This is a genomic window from Rhodococcus sp. 06-1474-1B, assembly GCF_002258885.1.
GTDB lineage: Bacteria > Actinomycetota > Actinomycetes > Mycobacteriales > Mycobacteriaceae > Rhodococcoides > Rhodococcoides fascians.
Map to the genome: position 1 here is coordinate 1 of NZ_NOYR01000037.1, position 14,507 is coordinate 14,507.

General features: G+C 65.5%; 13 protein-coding genes. 10 read left to right on the plus strand and 3 right to left on the minus strand.

Translation table 11 applies throughout. The features are described 5' to 3' along the window. The first annotated feature begins 92 nt into the window (after positions 1-92). Both CH266_RS25020 and CH266_RS25025 read left to right on the plus strand, forming a co-directional pair. The gene (locus CH266_RS25020) at positions 93-383 is read left to right on the plus strand and encodes an acyl-CoA carboxylase epsilon subunit (RefSeq protein WP_052053801.1); all 291 of its coding nucleotides are present in this window, start codon (positions 93-95) and stop codon (positions 381-383) included. 11 nt (positions 384-394) lie between these two features. After that, positions 395-1,063 carry a Maf family protein gene (locus CH266_RS25025; protein ID WP_032390179.1) on the plus strand — a complete coding sequence of 223 codons (669 nt, stop codon included), beginning with the start codon at positions 395-397 and terminating at the stop codon, positions 1,061-1,063. A gap of 15 nt (positions 1,064-1,078) precedes the next feature. On the opposite strand, the gene CH266_RS25030 is transcribed toward CH266_RS25025, so the two are convergent. Further along, positions 1,079-1,522: a flavodoxin domain-containing protein gene (locus CH266_RS25030; RefSeq protein ID WP_027496480.1), complete on the minus strand. Its 444-nt coding sequence runs from the start codon at positions 1,520-1,522 to the stop codon at positions 1,079-1,081. Between the two features lie 115 nt (positions 1,523-1,637). Continuing rightward, positions 1,638-3,011: a hypothetical protein gene (locus CH266_RS25035; RefSeq protein WP_094716413.1), complete on the minus strand. Its 1,374-nt coding sequence runs from the start codon at positions 3,009-3,011 to the stop codon at positions 1,638-1,640. 154 nt (positions 3,012-3,165) lie between these two features. Between CH266_RS25035 and CH266_RS25040 the strand changes: the two genes are divergently transcribed. After that, positions 3,166-4,431: a glycosyltransferase gene (locus CH266_RS25040; RefSeq protein ID WP_255176027.1), complete on the plus strand. Its 1,266-nt coding sequence runs from the start codon at positions 3,166-3,168 to the stop codon at positions 4,429-4,431. A 5-nt stretch (positions 4,432-4,436) separates the two neighbouring features. Here the strand turns inward: CH266_RS25040 and CH266_RS25045 are convergent, their stop codons facing one another. Next, on the minus strand, positions 4,437-5,783 hold the full coding sequence (locus tag CH266_RS25045; protein ID WP_141214581.1) for a hypothetical protein: 1,347 nt from the start codon (positions 5,781-5,783) through the stop codon (positions 4,437-4,439). A gap of 550 nt (positions 5,784-6,333) precedes the next feature. Between CH266_RS25045 and CH266_RS25050 the strand changes: the two genes are divergently transcribed. The 7 genes from CH266_RS25050 to CH266_RS25080 all read left to right on the plus strand — a co-directional run. Continuing rightward, positions 6,334-7,782, plus strand: coding sequence for a condensation domain-containing protein (locus CH266_RS25050; RefSeq protein WP_027496476.1), 1,449 nt, complete (start codon positions 6,334-6,336; stop codon positions 7,780-7,782). A 118-nt stretch (positions 7,783-7,900) separates the two neighbouring features. Then, positions 7,901-9,355 carry a condensation domain-containing protein gene (locus tag CH266_RS25055; protein WP_032372708.1) on the plus strand — a complete coding sequence of 485 codons (1,455 nt, stop codon included), beginning with the start codon at positions 7,901-7,903 and terminating at the stop codon, positions 9,353-9,355. Next, a complete protein-coding gene (locus tag CH266_RS25060; protein WP_094716410.1) occupies positions 9,333-10,706 on the plus strand; it encodes a condensation domain-containing protein in 1,374 nt (457 codons plus the stop codon). The genes CH266_RS25055 and CH266_RS25060 overlap by 23 nt, the downstream gene beginning before the upstream one ends. Before the next feature lie 157 nt (positions 10,707-10,863). Beyond that, the gene (locus CH266_RS25065) at positions 10,864-11,733 is read left to right on the plus strand and encodes a sulfurtransferase (RefSeq protein ID WP_441347071.1); all 870 of its coding nucleotides are present in this window, start codon (positions 10,864-10,866) and stop codon (positions 11,731-11,733) included. Continuing rightward, positions 11,730-12,143, plus strand: a complete 414-nt coding sequence (locus tag CH266_RS25070; RefSeq protein WP_027496472.1) for a SufE family protein — start codon at positions 11,730-11,732, stop codon at positions 12,141-12,143. Before CH266_RS25065 ends, CH266_RS25070 begins: the two co-directional genes overlap by 4 nt. Before the next feature lie 134 nt (positions 12,144-12,277). Next, positions 12,278-13,747 carry a condensation domain-containing protein gene (locus tag CH266_RS25075; protein ID WP_094716412.1) on the plus strand — a complete coding sequence of 490 codons (1,470 nt, stop codon included), beginning with the start codon at positions 12,278-12,280 and terminating at the stop codon, positions 13,745-13,747. A 127-nt stretch (positions 13,748-13,874) separates the two neighbouring features. Further along, on the plus strand, positions 13,875-14,507 hold a 633-nt coding region (locus tag CH266_RS25080; RefSeq protein WP_303396118.1), incomplete at its 3' end, for a biotin carboxylase N-terminal domain-containing protein.

Here is a 14,507-nt window from a genome sequence, read left to right on the forward strand (position 1 = left end):
CAAGTGACCCTGCCCCCGAAGAAACACGGAAACATCCCACTATGAGCGAAGCGAATCATGACGCAGTGAGCGGCGAAGCGAATCATGACGCAGTGAGCGACACGAATCATGACGCAGTGAACGAAGCGAGTCCTGACGTCGTGAACGACGGTCAGGCCGTTGCCGATTCAGGCATTTCCGCGGCAATTCGGGTCGTCAAGGGCAATCCGGACGACGAGGACGTGGCGGCTCTGGTGGCGGTGTTGACTGCGGCGCAGAACGATTCGGCATCGAGCGCGGATTCTCGGCCCCGGGAATTGTGGGGTGCACCGTCGTCGATGCATCGCGGCTTCGCGGCGCAGTCGGCGTATTCGTACGCCGCGTCGGGCCGATACTCGCGGTGACGGTGCCGCCCGTGACGACCCGGGCCGATTCGGTACGACTCGTTCTGGCGTCGGCGTCACCTGCTCGCCTCGGAGTTCTTCGTAGTGCCGGCGTGGAGCCGATCGTCCGGGTGTCGGGAGTCGACGAGGACGCGGTGACGGCCGAACTGGGGCCGTCCGCGTCCGCCGCCACCGTGGTCACCGAACTCGCGCGGGCCAAGGCCGCCGCAGTCGCCGAGACGTTCTCGGCTTCTTCGGCGGATCTGGTGATCGTCGGGTGTGATTCGATGCTGTCGATTGCCGGTGAGCTGCACGGTAAACCGCACACCGTCGAGGTGGCCCGTGAGCGTTGGCGGACCATGGCCGGGTCGACCGGGGCGCTGTTGACCGGTCATGCCGTTCTGCGAGTGACCGCCGGAGTCGTGGTGGCGCAGGCTGCAGCGCACAGCTCGACGACGATTCGTTTCGCAACCCCGTCTGCAGTCGATCTCGACGCGTATCTGGCGTCCGGCGAACCGCTGCAGGTAGCGGGAGCATTCACGCTCGACGGTCTCGGCGGCTGGTTCGTCGACAGCATCGAGGGTGATCCCTCGTCGGTGATCGGCATCGGCTTGCCGCTGGTTCGTACTCTTCTCGAGCGGGTGGGTACGTCGCTTGCCGCCCTCTGGGACGGCTCGCCGGACGACCCGATCGGGATCTGACCGGCGAGACCTACCTCAGGGCAACAGATCGATCAGCTCGCGAGCCCAGTCCTCGGCCATTGCCTTGGGCTTGATGTTAGACGAGCTGTCGTGCCGAGCGTGGGTGCCGACCTGCTTCGCACCGAGCTCGGTGAGCTTTTCGGCGATGATCTCGCCGCCGCGGTTGAAGGTGTCCTCGTATACCTTGTCTCCCAGACCGAAGACTGCGAACTGCAGTCCTGCGAGGTCGGGGGCATCCTCGACGAGTGCCTCGTAGAACGGCTCCGCGCCGGTGGGGAGCTCTCCGTCGCCGTAGGTGGAGCAGATGACGACGTGGAAGTCGTCCGTGTCGATGTCGGAGACCTCGTACTCGAGCATGTCTCGCACCTCGGCATCGTGATCACCGAGCACGTCCGCGATCTTGTCGGCGACCTCCTCGGCCGTACCGGTCTCGGACCCGAACAACACGACCACTGCCATGGATCGCTCCCCTTTCTCACATGCGCTCGAACACTCGAACAGTCGCAAAAGCATAGCCGTACCGGGGATCCCGCCGAAAATCCGCGTACGCCCGATGTTGTGATTTGTCTCGAGGTCACCAGAATTCGGCAGTCAGGCCCCAGTTCGTGTACTCGGCCTCGACCAGCCCACGCAGGTGCTCCTTGCTGGGGAACGCGTCCGGGTCGAGACCGGTGACGCACAGCGTCGCGCGGTCACCCGAGTCGTTCCACCAGGCACTGACCCCGCCGGCGGTGCGACGGAGCAACGCCACATCGGTGTTCTGGGTGATCGACCGCATCGCCACTGCTGCAGCGTCGATGCCTCCGATGGTGCGCAGTCGCGCGCCGCGATCGCCGAGGTTCGAGCACAGGCACAGAGGTGCCGAGCCCGATGCCGCCAGCTTGGCGACGACGACGTCGGGCAACACCTGCATCAGTGGTTTGAGCAGCTCGAATACGGATGTCACCGTACTGTCGGCCTGGTCGGTGAACGCCTGCTTGCTCGATGCGCGGATGGCCGTCAGATCATTGCGGTAGCCCTGTCCCCCGTCGACGTGAATGGACACCCCGGACGTCGCGTTGGCGCGACTGTCTCCGGGCGTTCGGGTGCTGACAGGAAGGGCCACCCGTACCCGGTCCTGCGGACCGACGCGTCCACTCGCGGTGAGAATGCCGAGCACGACCGCGACAAGGAGACTGTTCGAGCTCCCGCCCCTGCTCGCTGCGGCCGCGGCCCAGTCCCCCGATGCGCAGTCGACGACCACCGTGCTCGGTACCCACTTGCCTTCTCGTGCCGCGGTGACGGCCAGGGCACGGCTCGGCGTCGGGCCGGGTGCCGTGGAGCCCGCGGCTACCTCGTCGGACGAGGTTCGCGAACGTACCGCGTCCACTGTCGTACGTCCGAGCGCTCGCGCCACCCCGGACAATGCCGCACCGATCTGTCCGACGCCGTCCGCGATGTCGGCACGTACCGACGACCGCGGGGGATCGTGGTCGAGCCCGCCGCGAACGAAGTCGTCCGGAGTCGCCCGACCGGCGAGAGCTGCTGCCGCCGCAGAGGTCAGGGCACCGCCGTCACCGACCACGTGCGATCCGACGAGAGAGACCACCGTGCCGCCGCCGTCGACCGAGGTCGCCGACAAACGCCACGCAGGTCCGTCGATGGGGTCCAGCGTCACCGCTGCCTCGTTCTCGATCCACAGATCGATGCCGTCCCGGGCGATCGCGTGTCCGATGACGACCGGGTCGGCGGGCGTGCGCGCCGTGATCCAGCCGTCCCGGGCACCGGGCACCGCCGAGCGTCGTACGGAGCGATCCAACGGGCCGGTAGCAAGCAACTGCCACATGGATTCGAGTGCGTCGAGCGGGACGTCCGAGTCGAACCGCCACACGATCTGATTGACCACCGGCACTCCGAGTACGCACTCCATGCGCAGGAACAGGTCGTCGTCGTACGTCAATCTCTCCACCACGAGAGACTATCCCTGCCCGCCCACGTAGGTGGAACGGCCGCAAATGTGTTTCCCGCCATATGTTTTCGTATCGGCTCGGTTCGGCCGGTGCTGATAGGTTGGGGCTCTTCCCCACGCCGACACGTCTGCGAGTGCGCCTGTGAAGTTCGTGATGCCGTTCAACGGAAGCCGAGGCGACGTGACCCCCGGTATCGCTCTCGGGCTCGAACTCGCAGATCGCGGGCACGACGTGCTGTTCGGTGCCCCACCCAATCTCACCGATGTCGTGTCGGCTGCCACGGCATCCTCCGAACGTATCGAGGTTCAACCGTTCGGGCCCGACACGCAGCAGCTGTTGGAGTCCGATCTGGTCAGAGTGCGTATCAAGTCTCGAAACCCGCGGACCCGCTTTGCTGCGCTGTCCCAGCTGGCTCATCACGGCTGGGACGACATGACGTCCGAGCTGAACCGAATGGCGGCGGGGTGCGACGGAATCGTCACCGGCTCGCTCGGTCAGGAGATGGCTCTGAACGTGGCCGAAGCGCACGGCACAGCGTTCGTGTCCCTGCACTACTGCCCCCTCAGGCGCAACGATGCAGTGTCGATCACACCGGGCGTGAACCTACCTGCCGTCGTCAATCGGTCGATGTGGGCGGCCCTCGAGGCACTGCGCTGGAAGTCGATGAAGAAGCGCGACAACGCGCAGAGGGCATCACTGGGTTTGCCTCCCACCACGGAGTCGACGCCCGTGAGGTCGGCGCGCTACGGCGGTATCGAGATTCAGGCCTACGAATCGGCGCTGTTCCCCGGGCTTGCCCGACAGTGGGGCCCGCTACGCCCGTTCGTCGGCTTCATCGGCCTGGTCGACGGAGTCACCGAGACGGATCACGCGTTGCGCCGATGGCTCGACGCAGGAACTGCGCCAGTGTATTTCGGCTTCGGCAGCATGCCGGTGCCCGAACCGGCTGCACTGATGCGCATGATCGACAACGTCACCGATCGATTGGGCGTGCGCGCCCTGGTCTGCGCGGGCTGGAGCGATCTGCTGGAGTCCGATTCAGCCGTCCATCGATCGAACCCGAACGTCTTCGTCGTGAAATCGGTCGATCACGCGACGGTCTTTCCGCGCTGTCTGGCCGCGGTTCATCACGGCGGCGCAGGGACGACTGCAGCCTCGGCACGAGCCGGGCTGCCGACCCTGGTGTGCTGGTTCAGCGCCGACCAACCGTTCTGGGGATCGGCGCTGCGGCGCGTAGGAGCCGGGTCGAGCACGAAGTTCTCGACGTTGACCGAATCCGTTCTCCAGCAGGGCATTTCCGATCTCATGACCGAAGACGCCCGGCTGGCCGCGCGAGCGCTTGCCGATACGATAACGCCTGCTCGAACGGCGACGGCCGCTGCCGCCGACATCACCGAAGCAGCAGCGCGCGACCGCTGACCCACTCACCAGAAGCGTGCCGAGAGTCCCCATCTCCGAAGCGCCTCGGTCAGGTGTTCACGCAGTACATGCTCGTCCGGGCATCGGTCGGGGTCCATGGCGTGGACGGTCACGGTCACACTGGTGCCGGTCTCGCTCGACCATGCGGTCAGACCGCCGTCGAGCGAACGAGCGAAGTCGGCGTCGGCTCCGGCGAACGTCGCTCGACCGGACACCGCCCGGGCAGCGATCCCCGCCACCGTCGTGAAGTCGTCGGGAAGAGAACCGAGGTTCGACGCCAGCCCTTCGGCACCGTCGCGGGGCTGCGGCACTCGTGCGACCACCGCGTCGGGCAGCATTTGAACGAGTGCCTGGGACAGGCCGCCCGGAGCGGCACCGGCGGCCTGAGCAGCGGCGAAAGCCGTGAACGCCGATTTACTGGCGGCGCGGATCGGGCGGAGGTCCAGATCGGTCGGGTCGGCGATCGGCACATCGATCTTGACGATCTTGGTGGCGTTCGACCGTGTGTCGGATGCGTCGCCGCGATCACTGACGGGCAGGGACCACTGCACCGTGTCTCCCACCGAAGCACGGCCGGCAAGTCCGGACGCAGCAGTCAGGACCGCCACGAACAGCGAATTGGATGTTCCTCCCCAGCGTTCCGCAGTCGATCGCCATGCATCGGCGTCCACCTCGGCAACCACGTGCGGGGATGTCCAGTCCGCCGCAGCCGCTCGCTCGGGAGCTGCCCGGTGTGGTTTCGGCCTCGACTGGGTGGCACCGGCAGGCTCGGAGCGTCCGGACAGAGGCAGAGCCTGCACCGCCGCGTTCACCAACCATCCACCCGCGGACCGAATTTGCTCGACGGCGTCACCGAAGTCGGAAGCGAGGGCCTCGAGGCCGCCCGAGGCGGAGGCGACACGGGACGCGACGGAGTCGGAGTTCGCCGCACGGAATGCAGCGATCAGGGCACCACCGTCGGCGACCATGTGCGAGGCGACCAACGACAGCACCATGCCGCCGTCGCTCAGTCTCGTCGCCGCAAGTTGCCAACCCAATCCGGTCTCGGGGTCGATATCGGGATCGATACGGCCGTCCGCCCATTGCCGCACCATCGACGGGTCTATGAATTCTGGATGAAAATCCAGTGAATGAGAGGCGGCCGACGGCACCCACCGATCTCGGGCCGTCGGAATTGCCGATGCCACCACCCTTCGCGCAAGCAGACCGTCGGACAGGTTGTCACGCAGTCTTTCCAGGTCTTCTCGCTGCACGACGTCATCGAACCACCACAGGAACTGGTTGTAGACGGGAAATCCGATGCCGTGGTGCATTCGCAAGAAAAGGTGATCGGCAAATCCAATTCGAGTCACGCGCCGAACCTACTACATCGAAAGAAACGGGAAGGTGGTGCTGTTTCTCGTCTGGCGATTCATTCAATGTTTGCAATAGGTGCCATTCCACCGAGCGGACGCGCGAATGTGACTCCGGTCTCGGGGTGCCGGTCCGGCCCGAGGTCTGGGTTCCGAGCCCGTCACCCGGATCGGCTCTCTCGAATCATCGGGCCCTGACGTGCGGTTACGCTGGAATCGCAATGCAGATGTGTGCGAGAATCAGTTTTCCGACCGATGTTCCACCCGTCGGTCAACCCCCTCGACAGTGACAAGAATTACTTTTACGCGTCGCGAAATAGTTTCGCTTTCGCCCTATTGTGAGTGCCGTACTCACGTCGACCGGACGGCGACTTCACGGTCCGTCGAATAGTTGTTCTTTCAATGTCGAAAGCATTGCGAGTGCACCCGATAAAAGCGAGCCGGACCGACGACTTCCGCCGTTACATCCACCACTCGACCGTAATCGAATGCCGATAGACACCACTACTGCCGAATACCGCTGGCCGAGCCCGGAACGGAAGAGGACACCATGGAATACACCGAACTCGCCGACTATCCACTTCCCGCCGGACGCTTGACCGAGTGGGTTCCCCGCGTCGACGACGCCCAGTGGGCTCTCGATCCCCGCGGGCTGTCGTTCACGCACGAGGACCATTGCGAGCGCAGCGCGCCGGGCTCCTGGATCGGCACGGTATTCGAGATCCATCGTCGCTACGACGTCGAGGCCGTACGCCGCACCATCGCCGCGTACATGGGTCGGCACGAGGCGTTCCGAACCAAGGTTCGTCGTGACGACCAGTCCGGTTCTTGGCAGCGCTTCACCGCACCGGTCGACGCCGTGCAGGTGACAGATCGCCCACACGCGGAGTCGCGATCGGAAACTCAGGTGTTCGGCCATCTGCAGTCGTGGTTCGGCGACACCGTGTCTCCGACGGCATGGCCGCATTTCGTTCTCGCCACCATCGAACCCGACGACGCGTCCCGCACTCTCGCCGGTGGGCCCGAGGAATCGTTCCTGCTCGCCTTCGCGGCCGATCATTCGGTCATGGACGCATACAGCCAGATCTACGCGATCAACGAGATCGACCGGCTGTACGCGCAGGCCCTCGACGGCATCGACCCGGAATTGCCCGAGGTGGGTAGTTACGTCGACTTCAGTCAGTCCGAACGGGCACTCGGCGACACCCTGACGGCGGATCACGGTGCCGTGCGAACGTGGCAGGACTTCCTCGCTGTCGAGGACGGACGCTTCCCGGCTTTCCCGCTTCCGTTGGCGGGCGACCGGCCCCGCGCCGACACCGGCCCTGCGCCCCAGAGCAGCATCTCGTCGTGGCTTCTGACCTCCGAACAGTCGGACGGCTTCAATGCGGCGTGCCGCGCTGCCGGATACAACATGCAGGCCGGAATTCTTGCGGCGCTCGCATTGACGAATGCTCGCCTGTCCGGCAGTCGGTCTCTGCGCACGGTGATGCCGATGCACACCCGCGACGAGCAGAAGTGGGCCGCGTCGGTGGGGTGGTACGTCGGCATTCTTCCGATGGAGATCCAGCTCGACAACGCCTGCACCTTCGTCGAGGCACTCGAGGCCGCGGCCACCGCGGGCGCTGCGAACAAGGGCCTGGCCCGTATGCCGTACTCGAAGATCGCCAAGATCCTCGACTCCACCGAAATCCCCCGGTTCGTGGTCTCGTACATCGACCTGCGGTTCCTGCCCGACGCCGCCCAGTGGCAGGGGCGCAAGGGGCGGGCGCTCAGGAGCAACTGCCACGCCGACGACGAGGTCTACTTCTGGGTCAATCGCACACTCGAAGGGCTCAACATCTCGGCCCGCTTCCCCAGTTCGGATGTCGCGTCGACCAACGTCCATCGGTTCATCACAGAGTTCGTCGCGGTTCTGACGGCGGTCATCGACTCCGACGGCGGTAGCGATACGGTGCTCGCGGCGGCCCCGCCGTCGGTCGTCGTCGCCGCAGAATGAGCGTGGACGCAGAATAGGCGTGCACGCAGGAGAAGTGGATGCGGAGTGGACGGAGACGGCGGCGTAGGCAGCCGGTACGTTCCGTCCACTGCGCCCCGACCGGAAGAGTGAAGCGAACATGATCATCACCGCAATGGGCCGCTGGAACCCCGCGCCCGGCCGACTGCTCGAGTGGCATCCCACCGCGGCGGCACAGGCGAGCGCCGCTGCGGCACCGATCGATTCGACTCCACCGTCGTTTCTTCAGGAAGACCACCTGAAGGCAGCGTGGGCAGCGCGCGCACGTGGTGACGTGCACACGGCGTACACCGGGGTGGCCACCGAGATCGACGGCGACATCGACACCGAGGCGATGAGCCGTGCGCTGACTGCGTACGTGCTGCGGCACGAGGGTCTGCGGTGCTGGTTCGAGGTGGACGGCACCGACGTGGTTCGACACCTCGGCGGCCCGGAAGTTGCTCGTTTCGATACCGTCGACGCAGGTGAGACATCCGACGACGAGCAGTTCCAACACTATGTGCGGCAGCGCTTCTCGACCGAGGCCACCGCCGACATCTGGCCGGGGTTCGTCGTCGGAGTGGTATCGAGGCCGGGCAGCTTCACGTTGTACTACGGTGCCGATCACGCGTTCACCGATGGTGGTTCACAGGCTCTGGTCATCAGCGAACTGGCCGATCTGTACGCGATCGAGATCGGGGCGGATGTTCCGCAACCGGCTTCGGCGGGAAGTCACCTCGAGTACGCCGCCGACGAGCGCGCCCGGGCCGCGACGTTCGGTGCAGACTCCCCCGAGATCGCCGCGTGGCGTGACATCTTCACCAGGCACGAGGGCCGTATGCCTCGGTTCCCCCTCGATCTGGGGCTTGCACCCGGCGAACGCGCCCCGGTCCGAATCGTCGAACGCCACCTGTTGGACCGAGAACTGACGGCAGCGTTCGATGCCGCGTGCAAGGCCGCCGGCGCACGGATGAGCAGTGGAATCTTCGCCGCCGTCGGCATCACCGACTTCGAGCTCGCGGGGAACGCGGAGTACTTCGGAATCACGGTGCTGAGCACTCGCCACCACGGTGACTACGGACAATCCCAGGGTTGGTTCGTCAACTTCGCGCCGGTCGCGTTCGACATCGCCGGTCACGAGCGCTTCTCCGACGTCGCCGGCCCGGCGCACGAGGGTTTCGAGCGGGCCAAGCAGATCGCCGAAGCACCGGTCCATGCGGTACTCGGCGCTCTCGCCGCAGACGGCACGCTAGGAAGCGAACTCGCCGTGAGCCCGAACATGCTCTCCTACATCGACTTTCGCTGGTTCCCCGGCGTCGGGCGAGATGCGGACACTCGTGCCAAGCATTTCACCGGCGAGGGCGCGACCTCCAACGCGTCGATGTGGATCAACCGCGACGGTGAGCATCTGTATCTGGTGGCGCAGACCCCCGACACGGCCGTCGCTGCCGAATCGGTCGAGCGGTACCACGCACACCTGGCATCGGTACTGGAAAAGATAGCGCGCACAGGCGATTACGTCCTGACGCCCGGTTCGGTTCAGGAGCGGGTCGGTGCGGGTCACCTCGATCACTGAGTACCATCCCGCGGCCGGTGTCGTCGTCGAATTCACTGCCGGCGTCACCGGGGATGCACAACGGTCCCCGATTCCACCGTCGTTCAATCAACGGTTTCATCTGGGCGATCTGGGCGAGGCTCGGCGAGTATGGATCGCGGGCACGTTCGATGTTCCCGGCCGCATCGATGCCGACGCTCTCGCGTGGGCGTTCGCTCGACTGATCGACCGACACGACACTCTGCGCAGCTCGTTCGTCCAGGCGACCGACGGCCTGGACAGGATGCTCCATCGCCCCGGTTCGGTCGAGATCGCGGCGTCGAACCGGACCGAATTCGGTTGCCCGACCGAGCTACGTGAGCATCTCCGCCGAATACTCGAGTTACGTTGCGACGCACGACGGTTCCCGTCGTACACGTGCGTCGCGATCGACCGGCCGGACGTCTCGACGGTGGTCTGCGCATTCGACCACTCGAACGTCGACGCGCTGTCGATCGCAGTGACCGTGGACGAGGTTCGTGCCTGGTACGACGCGTACCGGCGCTGCCCGTCGAGTCCGAACATCGAGCTGAGTCCGGTGGGAGGATTCGTCGACTACTGCCGTATCGAAGCAACCGAGCCGGCAGTGGATCGCCATGACGAGCGCATGGTGCGGTGGTCGGAATTCCTTGTTCGGTGCGGTGGTACGACGCCGAGTTTTCCGTTCGACCTGGGACTGGCGGACGGTGAGACTGCCACGCAGGCAACCCTTGTCGCGCCGATCCTCGATGCCGACCGCACTGCCGAGTTCGAGCGCCTGTGTACTCGGTCGGGCGGCGGGATGTTCGCCGGGGTCGTGGCTGCGATCGGTCAGGCCTGCGCCGCCATCGGCGGACCGCGGCAGATACCGTTCCTGTTCCCGTTGCACACCCGTCACGAGGATCGGTTCCGGCGGGCGCTGGGCTGGTTCACCACCAACGCCCCGATGACCGTGGACGTCGGCGACGTGCTCGTCGACACGATCGCCGCGGCCCAACGGGAGTTTCGTGCTGCGCTACCGCTGAGCACGGTGCCCATCCCCCAGGTGTTGGCATCCCTCGGAGACACGTTCACCCTCTCGCGAAACGACGTGTTCATGGTGTCGTACATCGACTACACCAGAATCGAGGGCCACCGCCGACTCGAAGAATCCAACGCACACCACGTCAGCAACGCGACGGTGTCCGACGACGCGCAGTTCTGGGTGTCGCGGACAGCCTCGGGTCTGGCTCTGCGGGCACGTTTTCCCGACACCGTCCTCGCGCACTCGGTCATGACTGCGTTCAGCGGCGCGCTGGTCGCGCTGCTGGCCGAGGCGACCGACCAGGCCGCCACAACGGCCCTGACACGCTGAGACAGTACCGACGCAGCGCTCTGTGCCTGCGGCTCCCGCCACTCGGTGGCGGTACGGCATAGGATTGTCGACGGAGACCGTTCACCCCCGAGCGGGCCGCCAGCCGAATATCTTCCGTAGGAGCCGATACGTGCCTGTACCAACCGATTCCAACGCAATGTTCGCCGACTACGCGCATCCGGATCGTCTCGTATCCACCGAATGGCTGTCCGCTCATCTCGGTACGCCCGGGCTCCGCGTCGTCGAATCCGACGAGGACGTGTTGCTCTACGACGTCGGCCACATTCCCGGCGCGGTCAAGATCGACTGGCACCTCGACCTGAACGACCCGGTCACGCGCGACTACATCGACGGCGAACAGTTCTCGAAACTGATGAGCCGCAAGGGTATATCTCGTGACGACACAATCGTCGTGTACGGCGACAAGAGCAACTGGTGGGCCGCCTACGCACTGTGGGTGTTCACGCTGTTCGGACACCAGGACGTGCGGCTGCTCGACGGCGGACGTGATGCCTGGCTGTCCGAGAACCGTGACACCACACTCGATGTCCCCGAGTTTCCGGCGACCGACTACCCCGTCGTCGAGCGGAACGATGCACCGATCCGCGCATTCGCCTCCGACGTGCTCGGAGCTCTCGGCTCCGTGCCTCTGATCGACGTACGCTCCCCCGCGGAGTACACCGGCGAACGCACCCACATGCCCGACTACCCGGAGGAAGGTGCGCTGCGCGGCGGCCACATCCCCACCGCCGCCAGCATCCCTTGGGCCAAGGCAGCAGCACCGGACGGTCGATTCCGCTCACGCGCAGAACTGGACGAGATCTACTCCGAGACCTCGGCAACCGACGAGGTCATCGCGTACTGCCGCATCGGCGAGCGGTCGAGCCATACCTGGTTCGTGCTGACGCATCTGCTCGGGTACGAGTCCGTCCGCAACTACGACGGCTCGTGGACCGAGTGGGGCAATGCTGTGCGCGTTCCGATCGCCCGGGGCGAGGAGCCCGGATCGGCACCGGCCGCTCGATGAGTTCCCTTCCAGAATCGTTGGCCGAGATCGTCGAGGATTTCGCCGCAGTCGAGGGCCAGGACAAACTGCAGCTCCTGCTCGAATTCAGCCGGGAACTACCCCCGTTGCCGGATCACCTGGCCCAGGATGCGATGGAGCCGGTCCCCGAATGTCAGTCGCCGTTGTTCCTGTCGGTCGATGCATCCGATCCCGCCCGGATCGAGCTGTACTTCAGCGCGCCGCCGGAGGCTCCGACGACTCGCGGGTTCGCCTCGATCCTGGCGCAGGGGCTCGACGGTCTCAGCGCGCAGGAAATCCTCGACGTTCCGGACGATTTCTACTCGGCTCTCGGATTGAGCGATGCGGTGAGCCCCCTGCGTCTCCGAGGGATGTCGGCGATGCTTGCACGTATCAAGAGGCACCTGCGCTGACCTCGTGGTCGGCAGCGCCCGGCCTTCGTCTTGATCGATACACGCCGCCGTCGGTAGACTTCGGTAGTGGGCACCGTCGCCCACTGTCCGAACAATCCCCCGAATGCGTCTGACGAAGGCTGGTTGCTGCCGATATGGAGTTCACCGAGTTGGCGGACTACGCGGTTCCCGCGGGCACGCTCACCGAATGGATTCCCAGTGTCGGCCCACACGCCCACACTCCCGAAGCCGCCGGGTGGCAGCCCGACCCTCGCCCGACGTCCTACGTCCACGAGGCGCACCTGCGTACCAGCCTGAGCAGCCCTCGCCGCGGACGCGAGTCGTGGCTCGGCGCGGCGTTCGAGATTGCCGGTCCCCTGGACAAGCAGGCTTTCCGGCGGGCGGTGCTGAACTGGATCGACAGACACGAAGCCATGCGGTCGAGCGCATCGATCGACGAGGCCACCGGTGAGATGACCCGGGTGACCGCTGCGCAGGGAGCCGTAGACATCTGGCAGGTCGAGCAGGAACGGTGTGCGCAATCGAGTGAAGTCTTCGAGCATCTTCAGTATCTCTTCGACGAGTTCACCTCGCCCCTGATCTGGCCCGCCTACGCGTTCGTCACTCTCGAACCACTGGACGAGACGCGGCCGATCACCGTCTTCTTCGCAGCAGATCACTCGATCATCGACGGCTTGTCCACTGTCCTGGTCGCCCACGAGATCGCGGCCCTGTACGGCGAGGAGCTGGGCGGGGCACCGGCCGCCCTGTTCGAGGCCGGCAGCTATCTCGACTTCGGGTCCTCCGAACGCGAGCGAAACGCCGAGTTGGAACATTCGCACGAGGCCGTCGCGATCTGGCGCGATCTGCTGATCGACGGGGAAGGCCAGCTGCCCGACTTCCCGCTCGACATCGGTGATCCCAGCCCGGACGACGTACCTCAGGGTGGGCTCTCTGCTTGGGTGCTCGACCCCGAGCAAGCCGATTCGTTCTCGGTCGCGTGCCGGAAGACCGGCAACAGTCTGTTCGCCGGATTATTGGGGGTCCTGGCCATCACCGGCGCCGAGCTGGGCGGGGGCACCCACTTTCGGACTGTCACCCCGGTACACACCCGGGACGAGCCGCAGTGGGCGTCGGCACTGGGGTGGTTCGTCGGACTGTGTCCCATCTCGTTCGACATCGCCGGCGCGGAGTCGTTCGGCTCGGTCGTGGCCGCAGCATCGGCCGAGGTGAAGAAGACCAAGCCGATTGCGCGGGTTCCGCTCGATCGGGTGTTCACCACCCTCGGCTACTCGGCCAGGCCACGTTTCGTCGTCTCGTTCATGGATGTGCGGTTCGCGCCGGCAGCAGAGCACTGGCCCGATTGGAACGCGCGTGCGCTGCGCAGCAAGCAGTACCAACACGACGTGTACATCTGGATCAACCGCACACCTCAGGGAATCAACATCGCGGCTCGCTATCCCAACACCGAGCTCGCAACTGCCCGGGTACACGAATACATAGGCACCTTTCGCGCCCTGCTGACCGAGGTGGCCGACACCGGTACCGCCTCCTTCTCTGCCGCAACGTCCCAGCATCCCGATCCCGGGCACTCCGATACCGGGCGGATCGCTACCAGCCAGTAGTCCCATCCTGTCGCCCTGGACGCGCCGCAGCGGCCTGGACCGATTGCAGCGACGACCGAGTCGGTGCTTAGACTCCGACGTGACGTTCGTGACGATGGATGCGAAAAACACATCTGTAGGAGGCTCAGTGCCCAGCCATGCCAGTGCTCAGATCACCAAGGTTCTTGTTGCCAATCGTGGTGAGATCGCGGTTCGGGTGATCCGGGCGGCCGCTGATGCCGGGCTGGCCAGTGTCGCTGTGTACGCCGAACCCGACGCCGATGCACCGTTCGTCCGCCTGGCCGACGAAGCATTCGCACTCGGCGGACAAACCTCCGCGGAGTCGTACCTGGTCATCGACAAAATCCTCGATGCCGCCGCCAAATCCGGAGCCGACGCCATCCACCCCGGCTACGGATTCCTCTCCGAGAACGCCGACTTCGCCCAAGCCGTGATCGATGCAGGCCTGATCTGGATCGGACCGTCCCCGCAGTCCATCCGCGATCTCGGCGACAAGGTCACCGCCCGCCACATCGCCGCCCGCGCCAAAGCCCCCTCGGTCCCCGGCACCTCCGAACCGGTCGAGGACGCCGACGAGATTTTGGCGTTCGTCGACGAACACGGCCTCCCCATCGCCATCAAAGCCGCGTTCGGTGGCGGCGGACGCGGCATGAAAGTCGCGCGCACCCGCGAGGAAATCCCCGAACTGTTCGACTCCGCCACCCGCGAAGCCGTCGCCGCATTCGGGCGCGGGGAATGCTTCGTCGAACGCTACCTCGAC